19 protein-coding genes are annotated in these 25,965 nt (G+C 57.8%); 16 read left to right on the forward strand and 3 right to left on the reverse strand.

From position 1 onward, the window contains the following. Positions 1–38: 38 nt before the first annotated feature. The 8 genes from syd (at position 39) to KHQ26_RS16775 (ending at position 8,524) form a co-directional block, all read left to right on the forward strand. On the forward strand, positions 39–584 hold the full coding sequence (gene syd, locus KHQ26_RS16740) for a SecY-interacting protein (protein ID WP_002915253.1): 546 nt from the start codon (positions 39–41) through the stop codon (positions 582–584). A gap of 631 nt (positions 585–1,215) precedes the next feature. Continuing rightward, positions 1,216–1,545, forward strand: a complete 330-nt coding sequence (locus tag KHQ26_RS16745; protein ID WP_002915249.1) for a YqcC family protein — start codon at positions 1,216–1,218, stop codon at positions 1,543–1,545. Then, positions 1,545–2,339, forward strand: coding sequence for a tRNA pseudouridine(65) synthase TruC (gene truC / locus KHQ26_RS16750; protein ID WP_002915236.1), 795 nt, complete (start codon positions 1,545–1,547; stop codon positions 2,337–2,339). The genes KHQ26_RS16745 and truC overlap by 1 nt, the downstream gene beginning before the upstream one ends. 4 nt (positions 2,340–2,343) lie before the next feature. Continuing rightward, positions 2,344–2,787, forward strand: a complete 444-nt coding sequence (locus tag KHQ26_RS16755) for a flavodoxin (protein ID WP_002915235.1) — start codon at positions 2,344–2,346, stop codon at positions 2,785–2,787. Between the two features lie 471 nt (positions 2,788–3,258). Continuing rightward, entirely contained in the window at positions 3,259–4,611 is a 1,353-nt protein-coding gene (locus KHQ26_RS16760) for an MFS transporter (RefSeq protein WP_002915225.1), read from the forward strand. Between the two features lie 2 nt (positions 4,612–4,613). Continuing rightward, positions 4,614–5,954, forward strand: coding sequence for an enolase C-terminal domain-like protein (locus KHQ26_RS16765; RefSeq protein ID WP_002915224.1), 1,341 nt, complete (start codon positions 4,614–4,616; stop codon positions 5,952–5,954). Between the two features lie 17 nt (positions 5,955–5,971). Continuing rightward, positions 5,972–7,312 carry a glucarate dehydratase gene (gene gudD / locus KHQ26_RS16770; protein WP_020805108.1) on the forward strand — a complete coding sequence of 447 codons (1,341 nt, stop codon included), beginning with the start codon at positions 5,972–5,974 and terminating at the stop codon, positions 7,310–7,312. Between the two features lie 72 nt (positions 7,313–7,384). Continuing rightward, a complete protein-coding gene (locus KHQ26_RS16775) occupies positions 7,385–8,524 on the forward strand; it encodes a glycerate kinase (protein ID WP_020805089.1) in 1,140 nt (379 codons plus the stop codon). 157 nt (positions 8,525–8,681) lie between these two features. On the opposite strand, the gene barA is transcribed toward KHQ26_RS16775, so the two are convergent. After that, positions 8,682–11,432: a two-component sensor histidine kinase BarA gene (gene barA, locus KHQ26_RS16780; RefSeq protein ID WP_032415468.1), complete on the reverse strand. Its 2,751-nt coding sequence runs from the start codon at positions 11,430–11,432 to the stop codon at positions 8,682–8,684. A gap of 113 nt (positions 11,433–11,545) precedes the next feature. On the opposite strand from barA, the gene rlmD reads away from it, so the two are divergent. The 5 genes from rlmD (at position 11,546) to eno (ending at position 19,410) form a co-directional block, all read left to right on the forward strand. Then, on the forward strand, positions 11,546–12,850 hold the full coding sequence (gene rlmD, locus KHQ26_RS16785; RefSeq protein WP_020805106.1) for a 23S rRNA (uracil(1939)-C(5))-methyltransferase RlmD: 1,305 nt from the start codon (positions 11,546–11,548) through the stop codon (positions 12,848–12,850). Between the two features lie 121 nt (positions 12,851–12,971). Continuing rightward, positions 12,972–15,209, forward strand: a complete 2,238-nt coding sequence (relA, locus tag KHQ26_RS16790; RefSeq protein ID WP_002915217.1) for a GTP diphosphokinase — start codon at positions 12,972–12,974, stop codon at positions 15,207–15,209. Positions 15,210–15,320: 111 nt separating this feature from the next. After that, positions 15,321–16,112: a nucleoside triphosphate pyrophosphohydrolase gene (gene mazG, locus KHQ26_RS16795; RefSeq protein WP_004210594.1), complete on the forward strand. Its 792-nt coding sequence runs from the start codon at positions 15,321–15,323 to the stop codon at positions 16,110–16,112. A gap of 280 nt (positions 16,113–16,392) precedes the next feature. After that, positions 16,393–18,030, forward strand: a complete 1,638-nt coding sequence (gene pyrG / locus KHQ26_RS16800) for a glutamine hydrolyzing CTP synthase (RefSeq protein ID WP_004142808.1) — start codon at positions 16,393–16,395, stop codon at positions 18,028–18,030. Positions 18,031–18,111: 81 nt separating this feature from the next. After that, positions 18,112–19,410 carry a phosphopyruvate hydratase gene (gene eno / locus KHQ26_RS16805; RefSeq protein WP_002915213.1) on the forward strand — a complete coding sequence of 433 codons (1,299 nt, stop codon included), beginning with the start codon at positions 18,112–18,114 and terminating at the stop codon, positions 19,408–19,410. 64 nt (positions 19,411–19,474) lie between these two features. Here eno and KHQ26_RS16810 read toward each other — a convergent pair whose 3' ends face one another. Then, positions 19,475–20,584 carry an SDR family oxidoreductase gene (locus KHQ26_RS16810; RefSeq protein WP_029497026.1) on the reverse strand — a complete coding sequence of 370 codons (1,110 nt, stop codon included), beginning with the start codon at positions 20,582–20,584 and terminating at the stop codon, positions 19,475–19,477. A 474-nt stretch (positions 20,585–21,058) separates the two neighbouring features. Here KHQ26_RS16810 and queE point away from each other — a divergent pair, with 474 nt between their 5' ends. After that, a complete protein-coding gene (gene queE, locus KHQ26_RS16815) occupies positions 21,059–21,730 on the forward strand; it encodes a 7-carboxy-7-deazaguanine synthase QueE (RefSeq protein WP_002915210.1) in 672 nt (223 codons plus the stop codon). 41 nt (positions 21,731–21,771) lie between these two features. On the opposite strand, the gene queD is transcribed toward queE, so the two are convergent. Further along, the gene (gene queD, locus KHQ26_RS16820; RefSeq protein ID WP_004174641.1) at positions 21,772–22,137 is read right to left on the reverse strand and encodes a 6-carboxytetrahydropterin synthase QueD; all 366 of its coding nucleotides are present in this window, start codon (positions 22,135–22,137) and stop codon (positions 21,772–21,774) included. Positions 22,138–22,453: 316 nt separating this feature from the next. Between queD and cysJ the strand changes: the two genes are divergently transcribed. Further along, the gene (cysJ, locus tag KHQ26_RS16825) at positions 22,454–24,253 is read left to right on the forward strand and encodes an NADPH-dependent assimilatory sulfite reductase flavoprotein subunit (RefSeq protein WP_004151065.1); all 1,800 of its coding nucleotides are present in this window, start codon (positions 22,454–22,456) and stop codon (positions 24,251–24,253) included. Further along, positions 24,253–25,965, forward strand: a complete 1,713-nt coding sequence (gene cysI / locus KHQ26_RS16830) for an assimilatory sulfite reductase (NADPH) hemoprotein subunit (RefSeq protein ID WP_004142787.1) — start codon at positions 24,253–24,255, stop codon at positions 25,963–25,965. Before cysJ ends, cysI begins: the two co-directional genes overlap by 1 nt.

The raw sequence follows: 25,965 nt of genomic DNA on the forward strand, positions 1-25,965 counted from the left end.
GCTCCAGTGTATCCTGTCTAACGTGAAGAGAGAAACCGGTGGACCATCAGACAGCAGAAGCGCTACGCGCTTTTACCCAACGATATTGCGCCGTCTGGCAGCAGCAGCGCCACAGCCTGCCGCGCAGTGAAGAGCTTTACGGCGTCCCGTCGCCTTGCGTTGTCGACACCCAGGGCGAGGCCGTTTTCTGGCAGCCGCAGCCGTTTTCGCTGGCGCAAAATATCAGCGCGGTTGAACGCGCCCTCGACATTGTGGTACAACAGCCGCTTCATTCTTATTATACCACTCAGTTTGCCGGCGATATGTCCGGCCGGTTTGCCGGCGAAACCTTGACGCTGCTGCAGACCTGGAGTGAAGAGGATTTCCAGCGGGTGCAGGAAAATTTAATCGGGCACCTGGTGGTGCAGAAGCGGTTGAAGCTGTCGCCGACGCTGTTCATCGCCACCCTCGAGAGTGAACTGGATGTGATATCCGTCTGTAATCTCAGCGGCGAGGTAGTCAAAGAGACCCTCGGCACCGCCAAACGCATTACGCTTTCTCCCTCACTTGCGGGTTTCCTCAACCACCTTGAGCCAGTTCTGTAATCCAGTCTGCCAGATCGTTTGTGAGAGATCTCTTACAAAACCTGTAAGAGATCGTCATCATTTAAGGTAAATTTAATCCATACTTTTTTATATAAGTTGTTGGTATTAAATCAGATCTTAATTTTTTCGTCCTTTTGAGTGGGGACTAATCTTAAGAGATTGTCTCAAGAAGGGTTGTAAGAAGGGGCAGAATCAGTGATCCTATGTCTGTCGACAGGACGTCACGAAATGAAGCGAACATCAGGATGATGGCGCTTCTGCAGGACCCGCCAGGACGGCGTTGCAGGGACAGGCTTCAGGATGAAGCAAGGATAACGCAGGATCGCGTAATGGACACCTCCAGGATGGAGAACGAGAGCCGCTCAGGATGAACGGTGGATCAGGAAGATCGGGACAAACTTATGGATAAGTCATTTCGCATCGGGGTGGTGTGAAAGCAGGATGCACGTGTTTATGGATGAACATGGTCAGGAGACCTCAGGAAAAGTTTTCAAGGACGAGCAGGGAGCACCAATGTAGCGGGACTGCTGCAAAACGAACCGGGAGCACTGTTTATACAGTGCTCCCTTTTTTTATTTCTCCTGCGGATTTGCTATCCTGCGCCCGGTTTTTTACTCATCGAGGTTTCCCCATGACTCTTCACGATAGCGTGCGCGATCGCCTGCGCGCCATTGAAGCCCTGCTGCGCGAAACGGAGCACTGGCAGGAGACGGCGCCGGACAGCAGCGCCTTCGCCAGCGATAAGCCGTTTTGCCTGGATACCCTGGAGCCGCTGGAGTGGCTGCAGTGGGTCCTGATCCCGCGTATGCACCAGCTGCTGGAGAGCGGCCAGCCGCTGCCGCAAAATTTTGCCGTTGCGCCTTATTACGAAATGGCTCTGGATCAGGCCCACCCGGTCCGCGAATCCATGCTGGCGGAACTTCTGCTGTTAGACGCGCTGTTTGCCGGTGAGCAGGCCTGATGCTGGAGATTATCTACCAGGACGACTGGCTGGTGGCGGTCAACAAACCCTCGGGCTGGCTGGTGCATCGCAGCTGGCTCGATCGCGACGAAAAAGTGGTGGTGATGCAGACCGTGCGCGACCAGATTGGTCAGCACGTTTTTACCGCTCATCGTCTCGACCGGCCCACCTCCGGCGTGCTGCTGATGGGATTGTCGAGCGAGGCGGGCCGGCTGCTGGCGCAACAGTTCGAGCAGCACCAGATCCGGAAGCGCTACCATGCGATCGTCCGCGGCTGGCTGATGGAAGAGGCGCTGCTGGATTACCCGCTGGTGGAGGAGCTGGATAGAATCGCCGATAAGTTCGCCCGCGAAGATAAAGGGCCGCAGCCAGCGGTAACCCACTACCGCGGTCTGGCGACAGTGGAGATGCCGGTGGCGACTGGGCGCTATCCCACCTCGCGCTATGGGCTGGTGGAACTGGAGCCGAAAACCGGCCGCAAGCACCAGCTGCGCCGTCATCTGGCCCACCTCCGTCATCCGATCCTCGGCGACAGCAAGCACGGCGATCTGCGGCAAAACCGCAGCGCCGCGGAACATTTCGGCTGTCACCGCCTGATGCTGCACGCCAGCGAGCTGTCGTTAACCCATCCTTTTACCGGCGAGCCGCTGACCCTGCGCGCCGGTTTTGACGACGTCTGGATGCGCGCGCTGTCGCAGTTTGGCTGGCGCGGGCTTCTCCCGCTAAATGAAAGGGTTGAGTTTGCCGACGACAGCGGTCAGGATGAAGAGAATAAGGTCAATCCAGGGAGATAATAGCATGGCGGAAGTCGGAATTTTTGTCGGCACCATGTACGGCAACTCGCTGCTGGTCGCGGAAGAAGCGGAAGCGATCCTCAGCGGACTGGGACACAAGGCTACCGTGTATGAGGATCCGCAGGTCAACGACTGGGAATCCTACACGGGTAAGTATGTGCTGGTGGTCACCTCCACCACCGGGCAGGGCGATCTGCCGGACAGCATCGTCCCGCTGTATGAGGGCATCAAAGATATGTATCAGCCTCACCTGCGGTACGGCATTATCGCGCTCGGCGACAGCACCTATGCCAACTTTTGCGGCGGCGGCCTGAAGTTCGATCAGCTGCTGCAGGAGCAGGGCGCGAAGCGCATCGGCGAGATGCTGAAGATTGACGCCAGCGAAGACCCGGAGCCGGAGAGCGTCTCCAATCCGTGGGTTGAGCAGTGGGCCACCCTGCTCGCATAAAAGCGCTGCCCTCTCCCTACGCAGAGGGCGCTCTTTCAATACGTCGCGGCCAGATACGCGGACGTCAAAATAGTAGCGCTTTCCAGGCGCCACGCCTTTAGGCAAACGCCACAATATCCTTAACAATATCATGGCTTAAGCCAGCCAGTTTCACCGGGTCAAGTGAGGTATTTCACACTCCGGCCCTTTTTGCTGCGCTATGCGGCGCCAGCGGCGCTGGCTTTTCATTTCCGTGAACTTCCCCCCATTCTTTCAGGCATTCGCCACAAACCACCTGCAATAGCGGCGTAAAAGCTGTGTGGATGCACGGTGAGCCGCGGTGTGCCTCTTCATATACTGCTCCAGCCAGTGATAAATGCAGTGCCAGATATAACGACAACTATCAAAACACGACCACGTCATTCTGATTACCCTACAGGTTGTGCTGTTCAGAATGAACGTAGCTAAACGCTATGATTCAGGAGTACAACAATGAGTTCATTAAGTCAGGCGGCGACGGCGGCTGAAAAGCGCACCAACGCCCGCTACTGGATAGTGGTGATGCTGTTTATCGTCACCTCTTTTAACTATGGCGACCGGGCGACGCTGTCGATCGCCGGTTCGGAAATGGCCAGGGATATCGGCCTTGATCCGGTGGGGATGGGGTATGTGTTCTCCGCCTTCTCATGGGCTTATGTCATCGGCCAGATCCCGGGCGGCTGGCTGCTCGACCGCTTCGGCTCGAAGCGCGTCTATTTCTGGTCGATCTTCATCTGGTCGATGTTTACCCTGCTGCAGGGCTTCGTCGATATCTTCAGCGGCTTTGGCATTATCGTTGCGCTGTTTACCCTGCGCTTCCTCGTCGGCCTTGCCGAGTCGCCGTCATTCCCCGGCAACAGCCGGATCGTCGCCGCCTGGTTCCCGGCGCAGGAGAGGGGGACAGCGGTATCGATTTTTAACTCCGCCCAGTACTTTGCCACCGTTATTTTCGCGCCGATCATGGGCTGGCTGACGCATGAGGTGGGTTGGTCGCATGTGTTCTTCTTTATGGGCGGGCTGGGGATTGTGATCAGCTTTGTGTGGCTGAAAGTGATCCACGATCCGAACAACCACCCGGGCGTGAACCAGAAAGAGTTGGACTATATCGCCGAAGGCGGGGCGCTGATCAACATGGATCAGAAGAGCAGCGCGCAGAAAGTGCCGTTTAGCGTCAAAATGGGGCAGATCAAGCAACTGATCGGCTCGCGGATGATGATCGGCATCTATATCGGTCAGTACTGCATCAACGCCTTAACCTACTTCTTTATCACCTGGTTCCCGGTTTATCTGGTGCAGGCGCGCGGCATGTCGATCCTCAAAGCCGGCTTTGTCGCCTCCATTCCGGCGGTGTGCGGCTTTGTCGGCGGGGTGCTGGGCGGGGTGATCTCCGACTGGTTAATGCGCCGCACCGGCTCGCTGAACATTGCGCGCAAAACGCCGATTGTGCTGGGGATGCTGCTCTCCATGACCATGCTGATGTGTAACTATGTCAACGTGGAGTGGATGGTGATCGGCTTTATGGCAATGGCCTTCTTCGGCAAAGGGATCGGCGCCCTCGGCTGGGCGGTGATGGCGGATACCGCGCCGAAAGAGATTAGCGGTCTCTCCGGCGGTCTGTTCAATATGTTCGGCAATATCTCCGGCATCGTCACCCCAATCGCCATCGGCTATATCGTCGGCACCACCGGCTCGTTCAACGGCGCGCTGATCTACGTCGGTATCCATGCCCTGGTGGCGGTGCTGAGCTATCTGGTGCTGGTGGGCGATATCAAACGTATCGAACTGAAACCTGTAGCGGGACGTTAATCATGACTACTCAATCCAGCCCGATTATCACAGAGATGAAGGTCATTCCGGTGGCCGGGCACGACAGCATGCTGCTGAACATCGGCGGAGCGCATAACGCATGGTTTACCCGCAATATCGTGGTGTTAACCGATAACGCCGGCCATACCGGCGTCGGCGAAGCGCCCGGCGGAGAGGTCATCTACCAGACGCTGCTGGCGGCGATCCCGCAGGTGGTGGGCCAGGAGGTCGCCCGACTCAATCGCGTGGTGCAGCAGGTGCACAAAGGCAATCAGGCGGCGGATTTCGACACCTTCGGCAAAGGGGCGTGGACCTTCGAACTGAAGGTTAACGCGGTGGCGGCGCTGGAAGCGGCGCTGCTGGACCTGCTCGGCCAGGTGCTTAATGTGCCGGTCTGCGAGCTGCTGGGCCCGGGTAAGCAGCGTGATGCCGTCACCGTGCTGGGCTACCTGTTCTATATCGGCGATCGGCAGAAAACCGACCTTGGTTATCTGGACCATACGCCGGGCGATCACGAATGGTACCGCCTGCGCCACCAGCAGGCGTTGAGCAGCGAGGCGATAGTGCGTCTGGCGGAAGCCGCCCAGGATCGCTACGGTTTCAAAGACTTTAAGCTCAAAGGCGGCGTGCTGCCCGGCGAGCAGGAGATCGACACCGCGCGGGCGCTGAAAAAGCGTTTCCCGGATGCGCGCATCACCGTCGACCCTAACGGCGCCTGGCTGCTGGATGAGGCCATCGCGCTGTGTAAAGGGCTGCAGGATGTTCTGACCTACGCCGAAGATCCGTGCGGCGCCGAGCAGGGTTTCTCCGGCCGGGAGGTGATGGCCGAGTTCCGCCGCGCCACCGGGCTGCCGGTCGCCACCAATATGATAGCCACTAACTGGCGCGAAATGGGCCATGCGGTGATGCTCAACGCCGTCGATATCCCGCTGGCGGACCCGCACTTCTGGACGCTCTCCGGCGCGGTGCGGGTGGCGCAGCTGTGCGACGACTGGGGGCTCACCTGGGGCTGCCATTCCAACAACCACTTTGATATTTCCCTGGCGATGTTTACCCACGTCGGCGCCGCCGCGCCGGGCAACCCCACCGCCATCGATACCCACTGGATCTGGCAGGAGGGCGACGCGCGCCTGACCAAAAATCCGCTGCAGATTATTAACGGCAGCATTGCCGTGCCAGACGCGCCGGGACTCGGCGTGGAACTTGACTGGGAGCAGGTGCGCAGAGCCCATGAGGCCTATAAAGCGCTGCCGGGCGGCGCGCGCAACGACGCGGGCCCGATGCAGTACCTGATCCCCGGCTGGACATTCGACCGCAAACGTCCCGTTTTCGGCCGCCACTAATTAAAAAGGATGATGCTATGACGACTTTCTCTTCAACGCCCGTTGTCACCACCATGCAGGTGATCCCGGTTGCCGGCCATGACAGCATGCTGATGAACCTGAGCGGCGCGCACGCCCCGTACTTCACCCGCAATATCGTAATTATCAAAGATAACGCCGGCCATACCGGCGTCGGTGAAATCCCGGGCGGTGGAAAAATTCGCCAGACCCTGGAGGATGCCATTCCGCTGGTGGTGGGCAAAACGCTGGGCGAGTATAAAAACGTGCTGGGCGCGGTGCGCAATCAGTTTGCCGACCGCGACGCCGGGGGCCGCGGCCTGCAGACCTTTGACCTGCGCACCACCATTCACGTGGTGACCGGCATCGAAGCGGCACTGCTGGATCTGCTGGGCCAGCACCTTGGGGTCAACGTCGCCTCGCTGCTAGGCGATGGCCAGCAGCGCAGCGAAGTCGAAATGCTGGGCTATCTGTTCTTTGTCGGTAATCGCCATGCGACGCCGCTGGCCTATCAGAGCCAGCCGGATGAGCAGTGCGAGTGGTATCGCCTGCGCCATGAAGAGGCGATGACGCCGGATGCGGTGGTCCGCCTGGCGGAAGCGGCGTATGAAAAATATGGTTTCAACGACTTTAAGCTGAAGGGCGGCGTGCTGGCCGGTTTTGAAGAAGCCGAAGCGATCAGCGCCCTGGCGAAGCGCTTCCCGAATGCTCGCGTCACTCTCGACCCGAATGGCGCCTGGCTGCTTGAGGAGGCCATTCAGATTGGTAAACAGCTGAAGGGCGTGCTGGCCTATGCGGAAGATCCGTGCGGCGCCGAACAGGGCTTCTCCGGCCGCGAAGTGATGGCCGAGTTCCGCCGCGCGACGGGCCTGCCGACCGCCACCAATATGATCGCCACCGACTGGCGGCAGATGGGCCATACGCTGTCGCTACAATCGGTGGATATCCCGCTGGCGGACCCGCACTTCTGGACCATGCAGGGGTCGGTGCGCGTAGCGCAGATGTGCCATGAGTTCGGTCTGACCTGGGGTTCGCACTCTAATAATCACTTCGACGTGTCGCTGGCGATGTTCACCCACGTCGCGGCAGCGGCGCCGGGCAAGATCACCGCTATCGATACCCACTGGATCTGGCAGGAGGGCAACCAGCGTCTGACCAAACAACCTTTTGAAATCAAAGGCGGCATGGTGCAGGTACCTAGTACCCCGGGCCTGGGGGTTGAGCTGGATATGGACCGCGTGATGCAGGCAAATGAGCTATATAAGAAACATGGTCTTGGCGCCCGCGACGATGCGATGGCGATGCAGTATCTGATCCCGGGCTGGACCTTTGACAACAAGCGTCCATGCATGGTGCGCTAAAAGTCCGCCGGCCTCTGCGGGGGCCGGCATTGCGCGACAGCGCCAGGGGTTGGCTCAGAGTAAGGACAGCAGATGAAAATAGTGATCGCACCGGATTCCTGGAAGGAGAGCCTGAGCGCGCTGGAAGTGGCCAGTGCGATAGAGCAAGGCTTTCGCGAGATTTATCCTGACGCCGAGTACGTCAAGCTGCCGGTTGCCGATGGTGGGGAAGGGACGGTGGAAGCCATGGTGGCGGCGACCGGCGGGCTTCTGGTTCCGCTGACGGTCACCGGGCCGCTGGGCGAGCCGGTTGAGGCATTTTACGGGCTGTCCGGCGATCGCCAGTGCGCCTTTATCGAAATGGCGGCGGCCAGCGGCCTGGAGAGCGTCCCGCCGGCGCAGCGTAACCCGCTGCTGACCACTTCCTGGGGTACCGGGGAGCTTATCCGCCATGCGCTGGACGCCGGGGTAAGACAGATCATTATTGGTATTGGCGGCAGTGCGACCAATGACGGCGGCGCCGGGATGGCGCAGGCGCTGGGGGCGAAACTGCTGACCGCCGAGGGCCAGCAAATCGCCTCCGGGGGCGGCGCGCTGGAGACGCTGGCGCGAATCGATCTCAGCGAACTCGATTCGCGGCTGGCAGATTGCCGGATTGACGTTGCCTGCGACGTCACCAACCCGTTGACCGGCCCGCAGGGCGCCAGCGCGGTGTTCGGCCCGCAAAAAGGGGCGACGGCGCAGATGATCGACCGGCTCGACAGCGGCCTGCGGCACTATTCCCGGATTATCGCCCGCGATTTAGATATCGACGTGCTGAGCCTTGAGGGCGGCGGCGCGGCGGGCGGCATGGGGGCGGCGCTGTATGCGTTCTGTGGTGCTCAGTTGCGTCCGGGCATTGAGATTGTCACCGATGCGCTACAGCTGGCTGAGCGGGTGGCGGATGCCGATTTAGTGATCACCGGCGAAGGGCGTATCGATAGCCAGACGATCCACGGCAAAGTGCCGGTGGGGGTGGCGAGAGTGGCGAAGCGTTTTAACGTCCCGGTGATCGGGATTGCCGGCAGTCTTACCGCCGATGTTGGCGTCGTGCATCAGCACGGGCTGGATGCGGTATTCAGCGTGTTGTATACCATCTGTACCCTTGATGAAGCGTTGGCCAATGCCGCCGCCAACCTGCGAATGACGGCGCGTAACGTAGCCGCGGTTTTGCAGATGGGCGACAGGCGGTAACCCGGCTGGCGCAGTGGTATTTGTAGTCCGGATAAGGTGCGTAGCACCGCGATCCGGGAACCATCCCCGGTGGCGCTTACGCTTACCGGGGCTACCAACCGAATACCGGACCGTAGGGCGTAGCCCGGATGAGGCGCGTAGCGCCGCTATCCGGGGTTTACACCCCCATCCGGCACGCTTCGCGGGCCACATTATCCATCTCATCTAACAGCTCAAGCAGCTCCGGCTCCAGATCCTCGGCGGCGGTACCTGCCCGCAGCTGACTTTCCAGGGTATGGCACAGCTTTTTCAGCCGCGGCACGCCGCTATAGCTGCAGCTGCCGTGCAGTTTATGGATCAGATCCACGAGCCCTTCCGGCTGCTCGCCCACCAGCTGCTCCTCAACTTTGTTACGCACCTCCGGCATAAAGGCGATCAGCATTTGCAGCATCTCCCGCGCCAGGTCCGGCTTCATGGCCGCCTGGCGCAGCGCCAGCTGCCAGTCGAGCGTCTGGTTATGATCGACGATCGGCTCTGCGGGCGGTAGCGACGCCGGAACGACGCTGTGCAGGCCGGGCTGATAGCGCAACAGCAGTGCGTGCAGTTTCTCTTCTTCGATTGGCTTCGCCAGATAGTCGTTCATGCCGGCGCTCAGTAATTTCTCACGCTGGCCCTCCAGGGCGTGCGCGGTGACCGCAATAACCGGGGTTTGCTGATGATGGGACAGGTGATGGATAAGCTCACAGGCGCGGATGCCGTCCATATCCGGCATCTGAATATCCATCAGGATCAGATCCATCTGCAGCTGCTTGGCCTTGTCCACCGCCTGCTGGCCGCTGTCGCAGAGGATCACCTGCTGCACAAGATCATCCAGCAGGGCGCCAATCAGCTTCAGGTTAGCCGGGTTGTCGTCGACGGCCATTACCGTCATTGGCAACTTATGACTGTCGATCTGCATCAGCGGCGCGGAGGCAAGCGCGTGGCTGGTAGCCACCAGCGCCGGTAGCAGACGGGTGGTGGTGAGCGGCTTTAACAGGCAGGCGGCAACGCCGTCGCGCTTCAGGGCTTCGGCGCTGACCTGGGCATGGCACGGCAGGGGCAGCAGTACGTTATCGGACATCGCGCAGGCTTTGGCTAATTTTTCCCGATGCGGCGACAAATCGCGCATTGAAACCGGGATACCGACCAGCAGAATGTCATACTGCGCTTCCGCCAGCGAGGAGAAGGTAGGGCTGTAGATAACCTCCAGCGGCGTAGCGGCCAGCATCTCCAGGGTACACTGCGCCGCCGTCGCGTTGGCTTCCACATAGGCCAGACGTTTGCCGACAAGCCCGTCGGTGTTCAGCGTATCCGGAATGGCGTTCGGGTTGAGATCGAGGCTGATATGGAACCAGAAGGTGGAGCCGCGGTTCGGCTGGCTGTGGAACGAAATATCCCCGCCCATCTCTTTGACCAGACGCTGAGTGATCACCAGCCCGAGCCCGGTGCCGCCGTGGCGGCGTGAAATACTGGCATCGGCCTGACGGAAGGCCTGGAATAGCCGGGACTGGTCGCGCTCGGGGATGCCGATGCCGGTATCGTGGATCTGAATTTCGATCTGTACCCGGGAATTACTGATGGCCCGCTGCTCCACCAGTACGTCGATATTGCCGTGCTCGGTAAATTTGATGGCGTTGCCCACGAGGTTGGTCACAATCTGCTGCAGACGCAGCGGATCGCCAATGACGTTATCCGGTACATTGTTCTTAATATTCAGCGTCAGCTCCAGCCCTTTATCGTGCGCGGAATGCGCCAGCAGGGTGACCACTTCATCAAGCGAAGTGCGCAGCAGGAACGGAATACTCTCCAGGATCAGCTTCCCGGCTTCCAGCTTGGAAAAGTCGAGCACGTCATTGATGATCGCCAGCAGATTGTTGGCCGAACGTTCGATGGTGGTCAGGTGGTCGCGCTGCGTAGCGTTGAGATCGGTTTTCAGCGTCAGGCGGGTAAAGCCGATCACCCCATTGAGCGGGGTGCGCAGCTCGTGAGACATATTGGCCAGGAACTCAGACTTAATGCGCGCCGCCTCCTGGGCGCGCTTTTTCGCCAGGTCCAGCTCGACGTTCTGGATCTCCATCTGCTCAAGCGTTTCCCGTAGATCGGAGGTCGCCTGGTCGACGTTGTGTTGCATCTCTTCGTGGTATGCCGCCAGCGACATGGCCATCGAGTTAATGCCATTTTTCAGCATATCCAGTTCGCCGAGCATAAAGCCTTCGACCCGGCTGTCCAGCTGTCCGCGGCGGATGCGGTCGACAGTGTTAACCATATTGCGGATTGGCCCGGTGACGTCGCGCATCAGCCTCCAGCCGAAGATTAACGCGATGCCGATACAGAACAGCATCATTACGCTGGAGATAAAAATCTCTTTGTACTGCTGGAGGCGAACCGATTTTAGATCCAGCTCCAGGGCGACGTAGCCCAGCATATTGCCCGGCATTTTAGCGTCAGATTCGGGTGATTCATCCGGAGAATAGCTTTCCGAGACAATAGGCGTGCGCAGGATCATCATGTCGCCATCGCGGATGACGCTGAGGTGACGGGGGAATGCCTCGCCTTTCGGGATCTGCAGTTCGCTGGGATTGAGCTGGTAATTGGAGGTGACAAATAAGCGGTTATGCGAATCGTACACCGAGATGGCCCGCACGATCTCCGAGTGGCGACGATGCAGAACGCTGATCAGCTGGCCGATGGATTCGCGGTTTTGCAAGTTCATGCCATATTCGCTGGAGACCGCCAGCGGTTCGATAATACTGGCGCCAGCGTCCTCCAGCTGGCGTTGCAGGTCGTTATAACGATGAGCGACAAAGAAAATACTGAGCAACAGTCCTATCAGGACGGTTGGCGCCAGAATCAGAATCATCATGCGAGCACGCAGGCTGTAGTTGGTCATGCGGTTCCATTATGGGAGAATATAGACATCATCGTTCTGTGCAGCGTTGCTGCGCCTCGCGGCGCTGCCGCTCTGAACGAGCTCGTTTTATTTGATTGAGACAACTCTCTACGATGGCGCAATTCTACTCTGCAAAACGGCGTGTGACGACGCGCCAGATCATAACCGTTACAGTCAACGACCTCGATCCCTTTGGTCAGGGTGTTGCCCGCCACCAGGGGAAGGCGCTGTTCGTGAGCGGCGTGCTGCCCCACGAGCAGGCCGAGGTGGCGCTGGTGGAAGATAAAAAACAGTACGCCCGCGCCGAGGTGAAACGCCGACTGACCGACAGCCCGCAGCGCCAGGCGCCGCGCTGCCCCCATTTTGGCGTCTGCGGCGGATGCCAACAACAACATGCCAGCGTTCCGCTTCAGCAGCAAAGTAAACGCGCCGCGCTGGGGCGACTGATGAAGCGTGAGGTAGATGACGTCATCGCCGGCGCGCCGTGGGGCTACCGCCGTCGCGCACGCTTGAGCTTGAATTATCAGCCGAAGACCCAACAATTGCAGATGGGTTTTCGCCAGGCCAACGCCAAAGCGATCGTCGATGTGGTGCAGTGCCCTGTTTTGGTGCCCCAACTTGAGGCATTGCTGCCCGCCGTGCGCGAGTGCTTAAGCGCGCTGAGCGCATTACGCCATCTCGGCCACGTCGAGCTGGTGCAGGCGGACAATGGCCCGCTGATGGTGCTGCGCCATACCGCAGCCCTGCCGGCGACAGACAAGGAAAAACTGGAACGCTTTTCGCAAACTCACGGTCTTTCCCTGTACCTCGCGCCACAAAGCGAGATACTGGAGCATATTCATGGCGAAGCGCCATGGTATACCTCAGACGGACTACGCTTAGTGTTCAGCCCGCGGGATTTTATCCAGGTCAACGACGGCGTAAATCAGCAGATGGTGCGTACCGCACTGGAGTGGCTGGATCTGCGGCCAGAGGACCGGGTGCTGGATCTGTTCTGCGGGATGGGCAACTTTACCCTGCCGCTGGCGACACGCGCCGCCCATGTGGTGGGCGTGGAAGGGGTGCCGGCGCTGGTGGAGAAGGGGCGGGAAAACGCCGCCCGCAATGGTTTATCAAATGTCACTTTCTTCCATGAAAATCTGGAAGAAGACGTCACCCGTCAGGCCTGGGCGAAGCACGGCTTTGATAAAGTGCTGCTGGACCCGGCCCGCGCCGGCGCGCCGGGCGTGATGCCGCATATAATAAAACTGGCACCGCGGCGGGTGGTGTATGTTTCCTGCAACCCGGCGACGCTGGCGCGAGACAGCGAAACCCTGTTGCAGGCTGGATATCAGATTCAACGCCTGGCGATGCTGGATATGTTCCCGCATACCGGCCATCTGGAATCAATGGTGTTGTTTGAGCGCAGGCTTACATAAGGTCATTCACAACGTCGCAGAAGAGCCACCCTGGCCATGAATGCTGACGCGACCTGCAGGATGACATGTAGAAAGTTGAGGCTTGCCGACTTCGGCAGGCCGGTCCCTTAAGGAGAGGACAATGGTTGCGGTAAGAAGTGCACATCTTAATAAAGCTGGTGAATTTGACCCGAAGAAATGGATCGCGAGTCTGGGAATTTCCAGCCAGCAGTCGTGTGAGCGCTTAGCCGAAACCTGGGATTATTGTCGCGAAAAAACGCAAGGACACCCGCAGGCGGACCTGCTGCTGTGGCGGGGCGTCGAAATGGTGGAGATCCTCTCCACCCTAAGTATGGACATCGATACGCTGCGCGCGGCGCTGCTGTTCCCGCTGGCCGACGGCGAAGTTGTCAGCGAAGAGGTGATGCAGGAGAGCGTAGGTAAATCGGTCGTGACCCTGATTCACGGGGTGCGGGACATGGCCGCTATCCGCCAGCTGAAGGCTACCCATACCGACTCGGTCTCTTCCGAGCAGGTGGATAACATTCGCCGTATGCTGCTGGCGATGGTTGACGATTTCCGCTGCGTGGTCATCAAACTTGCTGAGCGGATCGCGCATCTGCGCGAGGTCAAGGACGCGCCGGAAGATGAGCGCGTTCTTGCGGCGAAAGAGTGCACCAATATCTATGCTCCCCTGGCGAACCGCTTAGGTATCGGCCAGCTGAAGTGGGAGCTGGAAGATTACTGCTTCCGCTATCTGCACCCGGCGGAATACAAGCGCATTGCCAAACTGCTCCACGAGCGCCGTATCGACCGCGAGCATTACATCGAAGAGTTTGTCGGCCACCTGCGCTCAGAGATGAAAGCCGAAGGCGTCAAGGCGGAAGTCTATGGCCGGCCGAAGCATATCTACAGTATCTGGCGCAAAATGCAGAAAAAACACCTCGCTTTCGACGAGCTGTTTGACGTTCGCGCGGTGCGTATTGTGGCTGAGCGTTTGCAGGATTGCTATGCCGCGCTGGGGATCGTCCATACTCACTACCGCCATCTGCCGGATGAATTCGACGACTACGTGGCCAACCCGAAACCCAACGGTTACCAGTCTATCCATACCGTGGTGCTGGGGCCGAGCGGCAAGACGGTGGAGATTCAGATCCGCACCCGGCAGATGCATGAAGATGCCGAGCTGGGCGTGGCCGCACACTGGAAGTACAAAGAGGGCGCGGGAGCCGGCACCAGCGGCGGCCGCGGCTATGAAGACCGTATCGCCTGGCTGCGTAAGCTGATTGCCTGGCAGGAAGAGATGGCCGACTCCGGCGAGATGCTCGACGAAGTGCGCAGCCAGGTCTTCGACGACCGGGTGTATGTCTTTACGCCGAAAGGCGACGTGGTGGACCTGCCTGCGGGGTCGACGCCGCTCGACTTTGCCTATCATATTCACAGCGATGTCGGCCATCGCTGCATCGGCGCCAAAATTGGCGGCCGCATTGTGCCGTTCACCTATCAGCTGCAGATGGGCGATCAGATTGAGATAATCACCCAGAAGCAGCCGAACCCAAGCCGCGACTGGCTGAACCCGAACCTTGGCTACGTGACCACCAGCCGTGGACGCTCCAAAATTCACGCCTGGTTCCGTAAACAGGATCGCGATAAAAACATTCTCGCCGGGCGGCAGATCCTTGACGATGAGCTCGAGCATCTGGGCATCAGCCTGAAGGATGCCGAGAAACATCTGCTGCCGCGCTACAACTTTAATGAACTGGATGAACTGCTGGCGGCTATCGGCGGCGGCGATATTCGCCTTAACCAGATGGTCAACTTCCTGCAGGCGCAGTTCAATAAACCTAGCGCCGCCGAGCAGGATGCGGCCGCGCTGAAGCAACTGCAGCAGAAAACCTACACGCCGCAAAATCGCACCAAGGACAATGGCCGGGTAGTGGTGGAAGGGGTAGGCAACCTGATGCACCATATTGCCCGCTGCTGCCAGCCAATCCCGGGCGACGAGATCGTCGGCTTTATCACCCAGGGGCGCGGGATCTCCGTGCATCGCGCGGACTGCGATCAGCTGGCTGAACTGCAGTCGCATGCTCCGGAGCGCATCGTCGATGCGGTATGGGGCGAAAGCTACTCGGCGGGCTACTCGCTGGTGGTCAGGGTGGAGGCGAACGATCGCAGCGGTTTACTGCGCGATATCACTACCATCCTCGCCAATGAGAAGGTGAACGTGCTGGGCGTCGCCAGCCGCAGCGATACCCGTCAGCAGCTGGCAACCATCGATATGACCATCGAGATTTACAACCTGCAGGTGCTGGGCCGGGTGCTCGGTAAGCTCAACCAGGTGCCGGATGTGATCGACGCGCGCCGTCTGCACGGCGGTTAATTCGTCTGTAGGCCGGATAAGGCGAAGCCGCCATCCGGCAATTTCGCAACGTCGGATAAGGTCTAAACGCCTTATCCGGCCGACTATTTTTAAAATTTCCAGGATTGTCACATGACTCAAATTGACCGCTTGCTCGGCATCATGCGCCGCCTGCGCGACCCGGAAAACGGCTGCCCATGGGATAAAGAGCAGACCTTTGCCACCATCGCCCCTTACACCCTTGAGGAGACCTACGAGGTCCTCGATGCTATCCAGCGGGAAGATTTTGACGATCTGCGCGGTGAGCTGGGCGATCTGCTGTTCCAGGTGGTGTTCTATGCGCAAATGGCGCAGGAAGAGGGACGCTTTAACTTTGACGATATCTGCGCCGCCATCAGCGACAAGCTGGAGCGTCGCCACCCGCATATCTTCGGCGAGGCATCGGCGGGCAATAGCACGGAAGTCCTGGCCCGCTGGGAGCAAATCAAAAGCGCGGAGCGAGCGGAAAAAGCCCAGCATTCGGCACTGGACGATATTCCCCATAGCCTGCCGGCGCTGATGCGCGCGCATAAAATCCAGCGCCGCTGCTCGGCAGTGGGTTTCGACTGGACCTCGCTGGGCCCGGTGCTCGACAAAGTGCATGAAGAAATTGATGAAGTGATGCATGAAGCGCAGCAGGCGGTGGTGGATGAAGCAAAACTGGAAGAGGAAGTGGGCGATCTGCTGTTTGCCACGGTGAATTTATCCCGTCATTTGGGCGTCAAAGCCGAGGTGGCGCTGCAGAAAGCAAACCTCAAATTTGAGCGTCGTTTCCGCGAGGTCGAGCGTATTGTCGCCGCCCGAGGCCTGCAAATGACCGGCGTCGACCTCGATACCATGGAAGAAGTGTGGCAGGAAGTAAAACGCCAGGAAACTGATCTCTAACGGATTTTCGTGATCAAGCGCGATTTGTGTGATTTTATAAATAACAAGCGCTTGATTTACGTCAAAAACATTTCGCCAAAAGCGTCTATTTTCTCTTTCCGTTATGTCGTTGAAACACCATGTAGCCTGCCTCTTCGAGTTGTTCGAGTCGCAACACAGGTGCAACTTGAAGAACGAAGGGGAGGGGAAGAATGAAAGTTTGTGGCGTCACGCATGTTCGGGTATACTACTTTCCCGTCCTGGTTATTCCATCGTTTTACCCTAACTTCTCAGGTTCAGCATGACAACGAACTATATTTTTGTGACCGGCGGGGTCGTATCCTCTCTGGGTAAAGGCATTGCCGCAGCCTCCCTGGCAGCCATTCTTGAAGCCCGTGGTCTCAACGTGACCATCATGAAACTGGATCCGTATATCAACGTCGATCCGGGCACCATGAGCCCAATCCAGCATGGGGAAGTGTTCGTTACTGAAGACGGCGCAGAAACCGATCTGGACCTGGGCCACTATGAGCGTTTTATCCGCACCAAGATGACGCGCCGCAATAACTTCACCACCGGCCGTATCTACTCCGACGTGCTGCGCAAAGAGCGCCGTGGCGACTACCTGGGCGCGACCGTTCAGGTTATCCCGCACATCACCAACGCTATCAAAGAGCGCGTACTGGCGGGCGGCGAAGGCCATGACGTCGTGCTGGTGGAAATCGGCGGTACCGTAGGCGATATCGAATCCCTGCCGTTCCTCGAAGCGATTCGTCAGATGGCGGTAGAGATCGGCCGCGAGCATACCCTGTTCATGCACCTGACTCTGGTGCCGTACATGGCCGCCGCGGGCGAAGTCAAAACCAAGCCGACCCAGCACTCCGTAAAAGAGCTGCTCTCCATCGGTATTCAGCCTGATATTCTGATCTGCCGCTCCGATCGCGCGGTTCCGGCCAACGAACGAGCCAAAATTGCTTTGTTCTGTAACGTTCCGGAAAAGGCTGTGATTTCTCTGAAAGACGTCGATTCCATTTATAAAATTCCGGGCCTGTTGAAATCTCAGGGGCTGGACGATTATATTTGTAAACGATTCAGCTTAACTTGTCCGGAAGCAAACCTGGCCGAATGGGAACAGGTAATCTATGAAGAAGCTAATCCGGCAGGCGAAGTCACCATCGGTATGGTCGGTAAGTACATTGAACTGCCGGATGCCTACAAGTCGGTGATTGAAGCGCTGAAACACGGCGGTCTGAAAAATCGCGTTACCGTCAACATCAAGCTGATCGATTCGCAGGATGTGGAAACGCGCGGCGTCGAAATCCTCAAGGATTTAGACGCTATCCTGATCCCGGGCGGCTTCGGCTACCGCGGCGTTGAAGGCAAGATCGCCACCGCGCGCTATGCGCGTGAAAACAATATTCCTTATCTGGGCATCTGCCTGGGTATGCAGGTTGCGCTGATTGAGTTCGCGCGTAACGTAGCGGGTATGGAAAACGCCAACTCGACGGAATTTGTGCCAGACTGTAAATACCCGGTCGTGGCCCTGATTACCGAATGGCGTGACGAAGATGGCAACGTTGAAGTCCGCTCTGAGAAGAGCGATCTGGGCGGCACCATGCGCCTGGGCGCGCAGCAGTGCCAGCTGAGTGATGATTCTCTGGTACGCCAGCTTTACGGCGAGCCGACCATCACCGAGCGTCATCGTCACCGCTACGAAGTCAACAACATGTTGTTGAAACCGATTGAAGCTGCCGGTCTGCGCGTTGCGGGCCGTTCCGGGGATGATCAGTTGGTCGAGATCATCGAAGTGCCGAACCATCCGTGGTTTGTGGCCTGCCAGTTCCACCCGGAGTTTACTTCGACGCCGCGTGATGGACACCCGCTGTTTGCCGGCTTTGTGAAAGCCGCGAGCGAGTACCAGAAACGCCAGGCGAAGTAAAAAGAGTTTGAACGGCAATGCACCCATCCGGGTGCATTGTTTGTCTGGAGTTTTAGTTTAACTTGTACTGAGGAAAACCTAATGTCCAAAATCGTTAAAGTCATCGGTCGTGAAATCATCGACTCCCGTGGTAACCCGACTGTTGAAGCCGAAGTACACCTGGAAGGTGGTTTCGTCGGTATGGCAGCTGCTCCGTCAGGTGCTTCTACTGGTTCCCGCGAAGCGCTGGAACTGCGCGATGGCGACAAATCCCGTTTCCTGGGTAAAGGCGTAACCAAAGCTGTTGCTGCGGTAAACGGCCCGATCGCTCAGGCAATCCTGGGCAAAGATGCTAAAGATCAGGCTGGCATCGACAAGATCATGATCGACCTGGACGGTACTGAAAACAAATCTAACTTCGGTGCGAACGCTATCCTGGCCGTTTCTCTGGCGAACGCCAAAGCAGCAGCTGCGTCCAAAGGCCTGCCGCTGTACGCGCACATCGCTGAACTGAACGGCACTCCGGGCAAATACTCCATGCCGGTTCCGATGATGAACATCATCAACGGCGGTGAGCACGCTGACAACAACGTCGACATCCAGGAATTCATGATTCAGCCGGTTGGCGCGCCGACCCTGAAAGAAGCAGTACGCATGGGTTCTGAAGTGTTCCATCACCTGGCGAAAGTGCTGAAGTCCAAAGGCATGAACACTGCCGTTGGTGACGAAGGCGGCTACGCGCCGAACCTGGGTTCCAACGCCGAAGCGCTGGCTGTTATCGCTGAAGCGGTTAAAGCTGCAGGCTACGAGCTGGGCAAAGACATCACCCTGGCGATGGACTGCGCGGCGTCTGAATTCTACAAAGACGGTAAATACGTTCTGGCTGGCGAAGGCAACAAAGCGTTCACCTCTGAAGAGTTCACTCACTTCCTGGAAGAGCTGACCAAACAGTACCCGATCGTCTCCATCGAAGATGGTCTGGACGAATCTGACTGGGAAGGTTTCGCTTACCAGACTAAAGTACTGGGCGACAAAATCCAGCTGGTTGGTGACGACCTGTTCGTAACCAACACCAAGATCCTGAAAGAAGGCATCGAAAAAGGCATCGCTAACTCCATCCTGATCAAGTTCAACCAGATCGGTTCTCTGACCGAAACTCTGGCTGCTATCAAGATGGCGAAAGACGCTGGCTACACCGCTGTTATCTCTCACCGTTCTGGCGAAACTGAAGACGCTACCATTGCCGACCTGGCTGTTGGTACCGCTGCAGGCCAGATCAAAACTGGTTCTATGAGCCGTTCTGACCGCGTTGCTAAATACAACCAGCTGATTCGTATCGAAGAAGCGCTGGGTGAGCAAGCGCCGTTCAACGGTCGTAAAGAGATCAAAGGCCAGGCTTAATCCTGTCCTTGTGAAATAATCATGCCAGCCTTCGGGCTGGCATTTTTTTTTACGCCTGCGGCCATTATTTAAAGTCGACGGCCATTTGCTGAGGGATCGACAACCCACGGGTGGTTTCCACGCAGCGGTCGATGTAATCGGTAAAGCGCGGCGGTTTTGGCATCCCCATGCTCAGCAGTTTGTCGTTACTAAAGCGCACGTTCAGTGTGGCGAATGCGCCGTATAAGCGCATGGCTTTCAGCATCAGCCGCTCATTGCATGGCCCAAATATCCCTTTCAGTTCACGACGCATTTTGACCAGCGTTTCATAGCTCACCTGGGCGTACTTATCCCCCACCGGCGCCTGCTCCAGGGCCTGAGCCATCGCCCGGTCGATTTCGGCAAACTTCACGCTGTTCTCTTCGCCAGCAGAGATATGCACCACCTCGCCGTGAGCCAGAGGCTGGTTAAGCAGCATTAGCAGGGCGTCGGCGCAGTAGTCCACCGGGATAACGTCAATTCGGTCCTCCATGGAGCACATGAATTTCTGCAGCATCAGCCCCATGCTGAACACCCAGAAAATACTGCTGGAAGGCCGGCAGCCGTGATGGGTATGACCCACCACGATAGAGGGGCGGGCAATTACCAGCGGTAGCGTAGGGCACTGCTGCTGCATTAGCTGCTCGATGGTCGACTTCGAGTGGGTATATTCCACCAGGTGCTCAGCGCGTTCCCGAAACTCCGAGCTTTCGGCGACCAGTGAATCCGGTTCAGGCGAACATGACATCGCCGTACCGACGTGCAGAAAGCGCTGCAGACCCGTCACCTGCGCCATACGTTGCGCCAGGCGCAGCGTGCCCTCAACGTTAACCTTCCAGATAAGCGGGTTGCTGCCAAATGAGGCGACAGCGGCGCAGTTGAGGATGTGCGTGACCTGATCGAGGCGCGGATCGTTAAGAAAATGCTCCGGAGAGGCGAGATCGCCCAGCAGGATATGCTGCTGGCGCAACATCGCCAGCTTCTCCTCGGCGATGTTGAACTTACGCATGTTCTCTTTAACCCGTTCGAGGCCAGCCTCGGGGCTATCAGCACGTACCAGCAGCAGCAGATCTAACCGGGTTTCCTGATGGAGTATTTTCTCTAACGCGGCACCGCCCAGAAACCCCGTAACGCCGGTAATTAATAATGTGGTCATAAACGCTATCTCATTATGGTTGGTCTGCGGGATTCTAGGCGGGCAAAAGTAAACGACAATTAAATAAAAAAGGGGCCCGATCAGGGCTTTATTAAGACCAGTTTAAGGTTATTATTACCGGGGGATAGAATTGGACTCGCAGATCGGCCAGATAATTCACTCTTTCATGTATCAGTTTGTACATTACTGTATTTTAAGGTTTTTTATTTTGGTTCTTGGACCTTTTATTTTATCCTGAATGACAGGGATAACATTTTCTGTTACATATTTCCCCCCGCGCGTCAGAATGCTATTTATTTTAATTCTTACCATGCTAATAAACTAAGCCAAAAGAAAAGATTGCTTTTTTAATCAATAATATTATTCCCGACACGGATATTGACGGAGGGGTAAAAAAGCGATCGCAGCGCAGGACAAGACCTGGGCAGCGAAATCTGCGATAATGAACGTTTATCACCCTAAACAGAGATGACTATGCAGTACCCGATTAACGAGATGTTCCAGACCCTGCAAGGCGAGGGTTACTTCACCGGCGTGCCTGCCATCTTTATTCGTCTGCAGGGATGCCCGGTAGGATGCGCGTGGTGTGACACCAAGCATACCTGGGACAAGCTGGCCGATCGGGAAGTGTCGTTGTTCAGCATCCTGGCGAAAACCAAAGAGAGCGACAAGTGGGGCCCGGCAAGCAGCGAGGATCTGCTGGCGATTATTGGGCGGCAGGGGTGGACAGCCCGCCACGTGGTTATTACCGGCGGTGAGCCCTGCATTCATGATTTAACGCCGTTAACCTCGCTTCTGGAACAAAACGGCTTTAGCTGTCAGATTGAAACCAGCGGCACCCATGAAGTACGCTGCAGCCCCAATACCTGGGTGACGGTTTCCCCGAAGGTCAACATGCGCGGTGGCTATGACGTGCTGTCTCAGGCCCTGCAGCGGGCGGATGAGATCAAGCATCCGGTAGGGCGCGTCCGCGACATAGAAGCGCTGGACGAACTGCTGGAAACGCTGAGCGATGACAAACCGCGGATCATCGCCCTGCAGCCGATCAGTCAGAAAGAAGATGCGACGCGCCTGTGTATCGACACCTGCATCGCCCGCAACTGGCGCCTGTCTATGCAGACGCACAAGTATCTGAATATTGCCTGATAAAAAAGCCCGGCAGCGTACTGACCGGGCTTTTTTTTCGCTTACTCGCCGCGATAGACGCAGCCGGCGGTGCAGGTCTCTTTGACCATCACGGCGCTGAGCAGCGGCACCCGCGGTTTCATCTCATCCCAGATCCATTTGGCCAGCACTTCGCTGGTGGGGTTTTCCAGACCAGGAATATCGTTCAGATAATAGTGGTCGAGGCGATCGTATGTCGGCTTAAAGGCGGCCTTCAGCTCGGCAAAATCCATGATCCACCCGGTATGGGGATCGACTTCACCGGTGATCTCCAGACGCACCATAAAGGAGTGGCCATGCAGGCGACCGCATTTGTGTCCTTCCGGGACGTGCGGCAGGTGGTGGGCGGCTTCGAAGGTGAAATCTTTAAACAGCGTGGTGGACATCATTGACTCTCAACAGGACGAAAAAAACCGCCGTAGGGTACCGGAAAGTACATTTTTTCGCATTAACTAAAACGGCCGTGAACAGAAAATGGACATGTTTATCTGCTTTATTTGATTTAATCTCTTATATTTCAATTGCTTATTTAATCGATTTTGTTGTTAATAACTACAACTAAAACAGGTTAGTCCATTTGGTTATTTATTATTTCCATCCCTTATTTAATTGTTACTATGCCCGCCGTTAACCTTCTATTCTCTTCTGTTTTTGTCGCGCTGACAGGGTGCGAATAACAGCTTTGCTTACTGGAACAAACGACGCATGACGACACAGGCCCCACCTTCCAACTTGCTGCCGCTCAACCCGGAGCAACTGGCGCGCCTTCAGGCGGCCACCACTGACTTCACGCCCACTCAGCTCGCCTGGGTATCTGGCTATTTCTGGGGCGTGCTGAATCAGCAGTCCGGCGCGGCGGTAGCCGCCCCCGCCCCGGCCGCCGAGGTACCGACGATCACGCTGATTTCCGCCTCGCAAACCGGCAACGCCCGCCGCGTCGCCGAAGCGCTGCGTGACGATCTGCTGGCGGCGAAGCTGAACGTGAAGCTGGTGAATGCAGGCGATTATAAATTCAAACAAATTGCTGCGGAAAAACTGCTGGTGGTAGTGACGTCCACCCAGGGGGAAGGAGAGCCGCCGGAAGAAGCGGTCGCATTGCATAAGTTCCTGTTCTCTAAGAAAGCGCCGAAGCTGGACGGGACCGCGTTCGCCGTCTTTGGTCTCGGCGATACCTCTTATGAATTTTTCTGTCAGTCCGGCAAAGATTTCGACAACAAGCTGGCCGAGCTCGGCGCGGAACGTCTGCTCGATCGCGTTGATGCCGACGTTGAATATCAGGCCGCGGCCGCTGAATGGCGCGCGCGCGTGGTTGAGGCGCTGAAGGCTCGTGCGCCGGTCGCTGCGCCCGCTCAGCTGGCCACCAGCGGCGCGGTGAACGATATTCACACCAGCCCATATACCAAAGAAGCGCCCCTGACGGCGACCCTGTCGGTCAATCAGAAAATCACCGGCCGCAATTCAGAAAAAGATGTGCGCCATATCGAAATAGACCTCGGTGATTCCGGTCTGCGCTATCAGCCGGGCGACGCCCTGGGCGTCTGGTACCAGAACGATCCTCAGCTGGTGAAAGAGCTGGTGGAGCTGCTGTGGCTGAAAGGCGACGAGCCGGTGACCGTTGAGGGTAAAACTCTGCCGCTGTCGGAAGCCCTGCAGTGGCATTTTGAGCTGACGGTTAACACCGCGACTATCGTTGAAAACTACGCCACCCTGACGCGCAGCGAATCGCTGCTGCCGCTGGTGGGCGACAAAGCTCAGTTGCAGCAGTATGCCGCCGCGACGCCGATCGTCGATATGGTCCGTTTCTCTCCGGCGCAGCTGGACGCTGAGGCGTTAATCGGTCTGCTGCGTCCGCTGACGCCGCGCCTGTATTCTATTGCTTCCTCACAGGCGGAAGTGGAGAGCGAGGTGCATGTCACCGTGGGCGTGGTGCGCTATGAAATTGAAGGCCGCGCCCGGGCTGGCGGCGCCTCCAGCTTCCTCGCCGACCGCGTGGAAGAGGATGGCGAAGTCCGTGTCTTTATCGAACACAACGACAACTTCCGTCTGCCAGCCAACCCGGAGACCCCGGTGATCATGATTGGCCCGGGCACCGGTATTGCGCCGTTCCGCGCCTTTATGCAGCAGCGCGCTGCGGACGGAGCGCAAGGCAAGAACTGGTTGTTCTTCGGCAACCCGCACTTCACCGAAGATTTCCTCTATCAGGTGGAGTGGCAGAGCTATGTGAAGGAAGGTCTGCTGACCCGTATCGATCTGGCCTGGTCCCGCGATCAACAACAAAAAATCTATGTGCAGGACAAACTGCGCGAGCAGGGGGCCGAGCTGTGGCGCTGGATCAATGACGGCGCCCACATTTATGTCTGCGGCGACGCCAATCGTATGGCGAAGGACGTGGAAAACACCTTACTGGAAGTGATTGCCGAATACGGCGCGATGGACGCCGAAGCGGCGGACGAATTTTTAAGTGAGCTGCGCGTTGAGCGCCGTTATCAGCGAGATGTCTACTAATGAGCGAAAAACATCCGGGGCCTTTAGTGGTCGAAGGTAAACTGAGCGATGCCGAGCGCATGAAGCTTGAGAGCAACTACCTGCGCGGCACCATTGCGGAAGATTTAAACGACGGTCTGACCGGCGGTTTTAAAGGCGATAACTTCCTGCTGATCCGTTTCCACGGCATGTACCAGCAGGACGATCGCGATATCCGCGCGGAGCGCGCCGCCCAGAAGCTGGAGCCGCGTCATGCGATGCTGCTCCGCTGCCGTCTGCCGGGCGGGGTGATCACCACCACCCAGTGGAAGGCGATCGATAAGTTTGCCGCTGAGAACACCATTTACGGCAGTATTCGCCTGACCAACCGGCAGACCTTTCAGTTCCACGGCATTCTGAAAAAGAACGTCAAGCCGGTGCATCAGATGCTGCACTCGGTGGGGCTGGACGCGCTGGCCACCGCCAACGATATGAACCGTAACGTGCTGTGCACCTCCAACCCCTACGAGTCGCAGCTGCACGCTGAGGCCTACGAGTGGGCGAAAAAGATCTCCGAGCATCTGCTGCCGCGTACCCGCGCTTATGCCGAGATCTGGCTGGATCAGAAAAAGGTCGCCACTACCGACGAAGAGCCGATCCTCGGCCAGACCTATCTGCCGCGTAAGTTTAAAACCACGGTGGTGATCCCGCCGCAGAACGATATCGATCTGCACGCCAACGACATGAACTTCGTGGCGATCGCCGAAAACGGCAAGCTGGTGGGCTTTAACCTGCTGGTGGGCGGCGGTCTCTCTATCGAACATGGTAACAAAAAAACCTACGCCCGCACGGCGAGCGAATTCGGTTATCTGCCGCTGGAGCATACTCTGGCGGTGGCGGAAGCGGTTGTGACCACCCAGCGCGACTGGGGCAACCGTACCGACCGTAAGAATGCGAAAACCAAGTACACCCTTGAGCGCGTCGGTGTCGAAACCTTCAAAGCGGAAGTGGAGCGCCGGGCAGGCATTAAGTTTGAGCCGATCCGCCCGTACGAATTTACCGGCCGCGGCGATCGCATCGGCTGGGTGAAGGGGATTGATGATAAGTGGCACCTGACGCTGTTTATTGAAAACGGCCGCATTCTCGATTATCCGGGTCGTCCGCTGAAGACTGGCCTGCTGGAGATTGCTAAGGTCCATCAAGGCGAATTCCGCATCACCGCTAACCAGAACCTGATTGTCGCCAGCGTACCGGAAGATCAGAAGGCGCGGATCGAGAAGCTCGCGCGGGATCATGGTCTGATGAATGCCGTCACCCCGCAGCGCGAAAACTCGATGGCCTGCGTCTCCTTCCCGACCTGTCCGCTGGCGATGGCGGAAGCCGAGCGTTTCCTGCCGTCGTTTATCGACAAGGTGGAAGGGGTGATGAGCAAGCACGGCGTGAGCGATGAGCATATCGTCACCCGCGTCACCGGCTGCCCGAACGGCTGCGGCCGCGCGATGCTGGCGGAAGTGGGACTGGTGGGCAAAGCGCCGGGCCGCTATAACCTGCACATCGGCGGTAACCGCAACGGCACCCGCATCCCGCGGATGTACCGGGAGAATATTACCGAGTCGGAAATTCTCGACTCGCTAGACGAACTGGTAGGGCGCTGGGCGAAAGAGCGCGAAGCGGGTGAAGGCTTCGGCGATTTTACGGTGCGTGCGGGCATCATTCGCCCGGTGCTCGACCCAGCCCGCGATTTCTGGGAATAA

Source organism: Klebsiella sp. 10 (assembly GCF_018223925.1).
GTDB classification, from domain to species: domain Bacteria; phylum Pseudomonadota; class Gammaproteobacteria; order Enterobacterales; family Enterobacteriaceae; genus Klebsiella; species Klebsiella pneumoniae.

Bases quoted from the DNA above. Each gene is read 5' to 3' on its own strand.
- gudD (WP_020805108.1), top strand. From the start codon at position 5,972: ATGACGACTTTCTCTTCAACGCCCGTTGTCACCACCATGCAGGTGATC.
- mazG (WP_004210594.1), top strand. From the start codon at position 15,321: ATGACTCAAATTGACCGCTTGCTCGGCATCATGCGCCGCCTGCGCGAC.
- cysJ (WP_004151065.1), top strand. From the start codon at position 22,454: ATGACGACACAGGCCCCACCTTCCAACTTGCTGCCGCTCAACCCGGAG.
- barA (WP_032415468.1), bottom strand. From the start codon at position 11,432: ATGACCAACTACAGCCTGCGTGCTCGCATGATGATTCTGATTCTGGCG.
- KHQ26_RS16745 (WP_002915249.1), top strand. From the start codon at position 1,216: ATGACTCTTCACGATAGCGTGCGCGATCGCCTGCGCGCCATTGAAGCC.
- KHQ26_RS16765 (WP_002915224.1), top strand. From the start codon at position 4,614: ATGACTACTCAATCCAGCCCGATTATCACAGAGATGAAGGTCATTCCG.
- queE (WP_002915210.1), top strand. From the start codon at position 21,059: ATGCAGTACCCGATTAACGAGATGTTCCAGACCCTGCAAGGCGAGGGT.
- queD (WP_004174641.1), bottom strand. From the start codon at position 22,137: ATGATGTCCACCACGCTGTTTAAAGATTTCACCTTCGAAGCCGCCCAC.
- relA (WP_002915217.1), top strand. From the start codon at position 12,972: ATGGTTGCGGTAAGAAGTGCACATCTTAATAAAGCTGGTGAATTTGAC.
- KHQ26_RS16810 (WP_029497026.1), bottom strand. From the start codon at position 20,584: ATGACCACATTATTAATTACCGGCGTTACGGGGTTTCTGGGCGGTGCC.
- truC (WP_002915236.1), top strand. From the start codon at position 1,545: ATGCTGGAGATTATCTACCAGGACGACTGGCTGGTGGCGGTCAACAAA.
- KHQ26_RS16760 (WP_002915225.1), top strand. From the start codon at position 3,259: ATGAGTTCATTAAGTCAGGCGGCGACGGCGGCTGAAAAGCGCACCAAC.
- cysI (WP_004142787.1), top strand. From the start codon at position 24,253: ATGAGCGAAAAACATCCGGGGCCTTTAGTGGTCGAAGGTAAACTGAGC.
- eno (WP_002915213.1), top strand. From the start codon at position 18,112: ATGTCCAAAATCGTTAAAGTCATCGGTCGTGAAATCATCGACTCCCGT.
- KHQ26_RS16755 (WP_002915235.1), top strand. From the start codon at position 2,344: ATGGCGGAAGTCGGAATTTTTGTCGGCACCATGTACGGCAACTCGCTG.
- pyrG (WP_004142808.1), top strand. From the start codon at position 16,393: ATGACAACGAACTATATTTTTGTGACCGGCGGGGTCGTATCCTCTCTG.
- rlmD (WP_020805106.1), top strand. From the start codon at position 11,546: ATGGCGCAATTCTACTCTGCAAAACGGCGTGTGACGACGCGCCAGATC.
- KHQ26_RS16775 (WP_020805089.1), top strand. From the start codon at position 7,385: ATGAAAATAGTGATCGCACCGGATTCCTGGAAGGAGAGCCTGAGCGCG.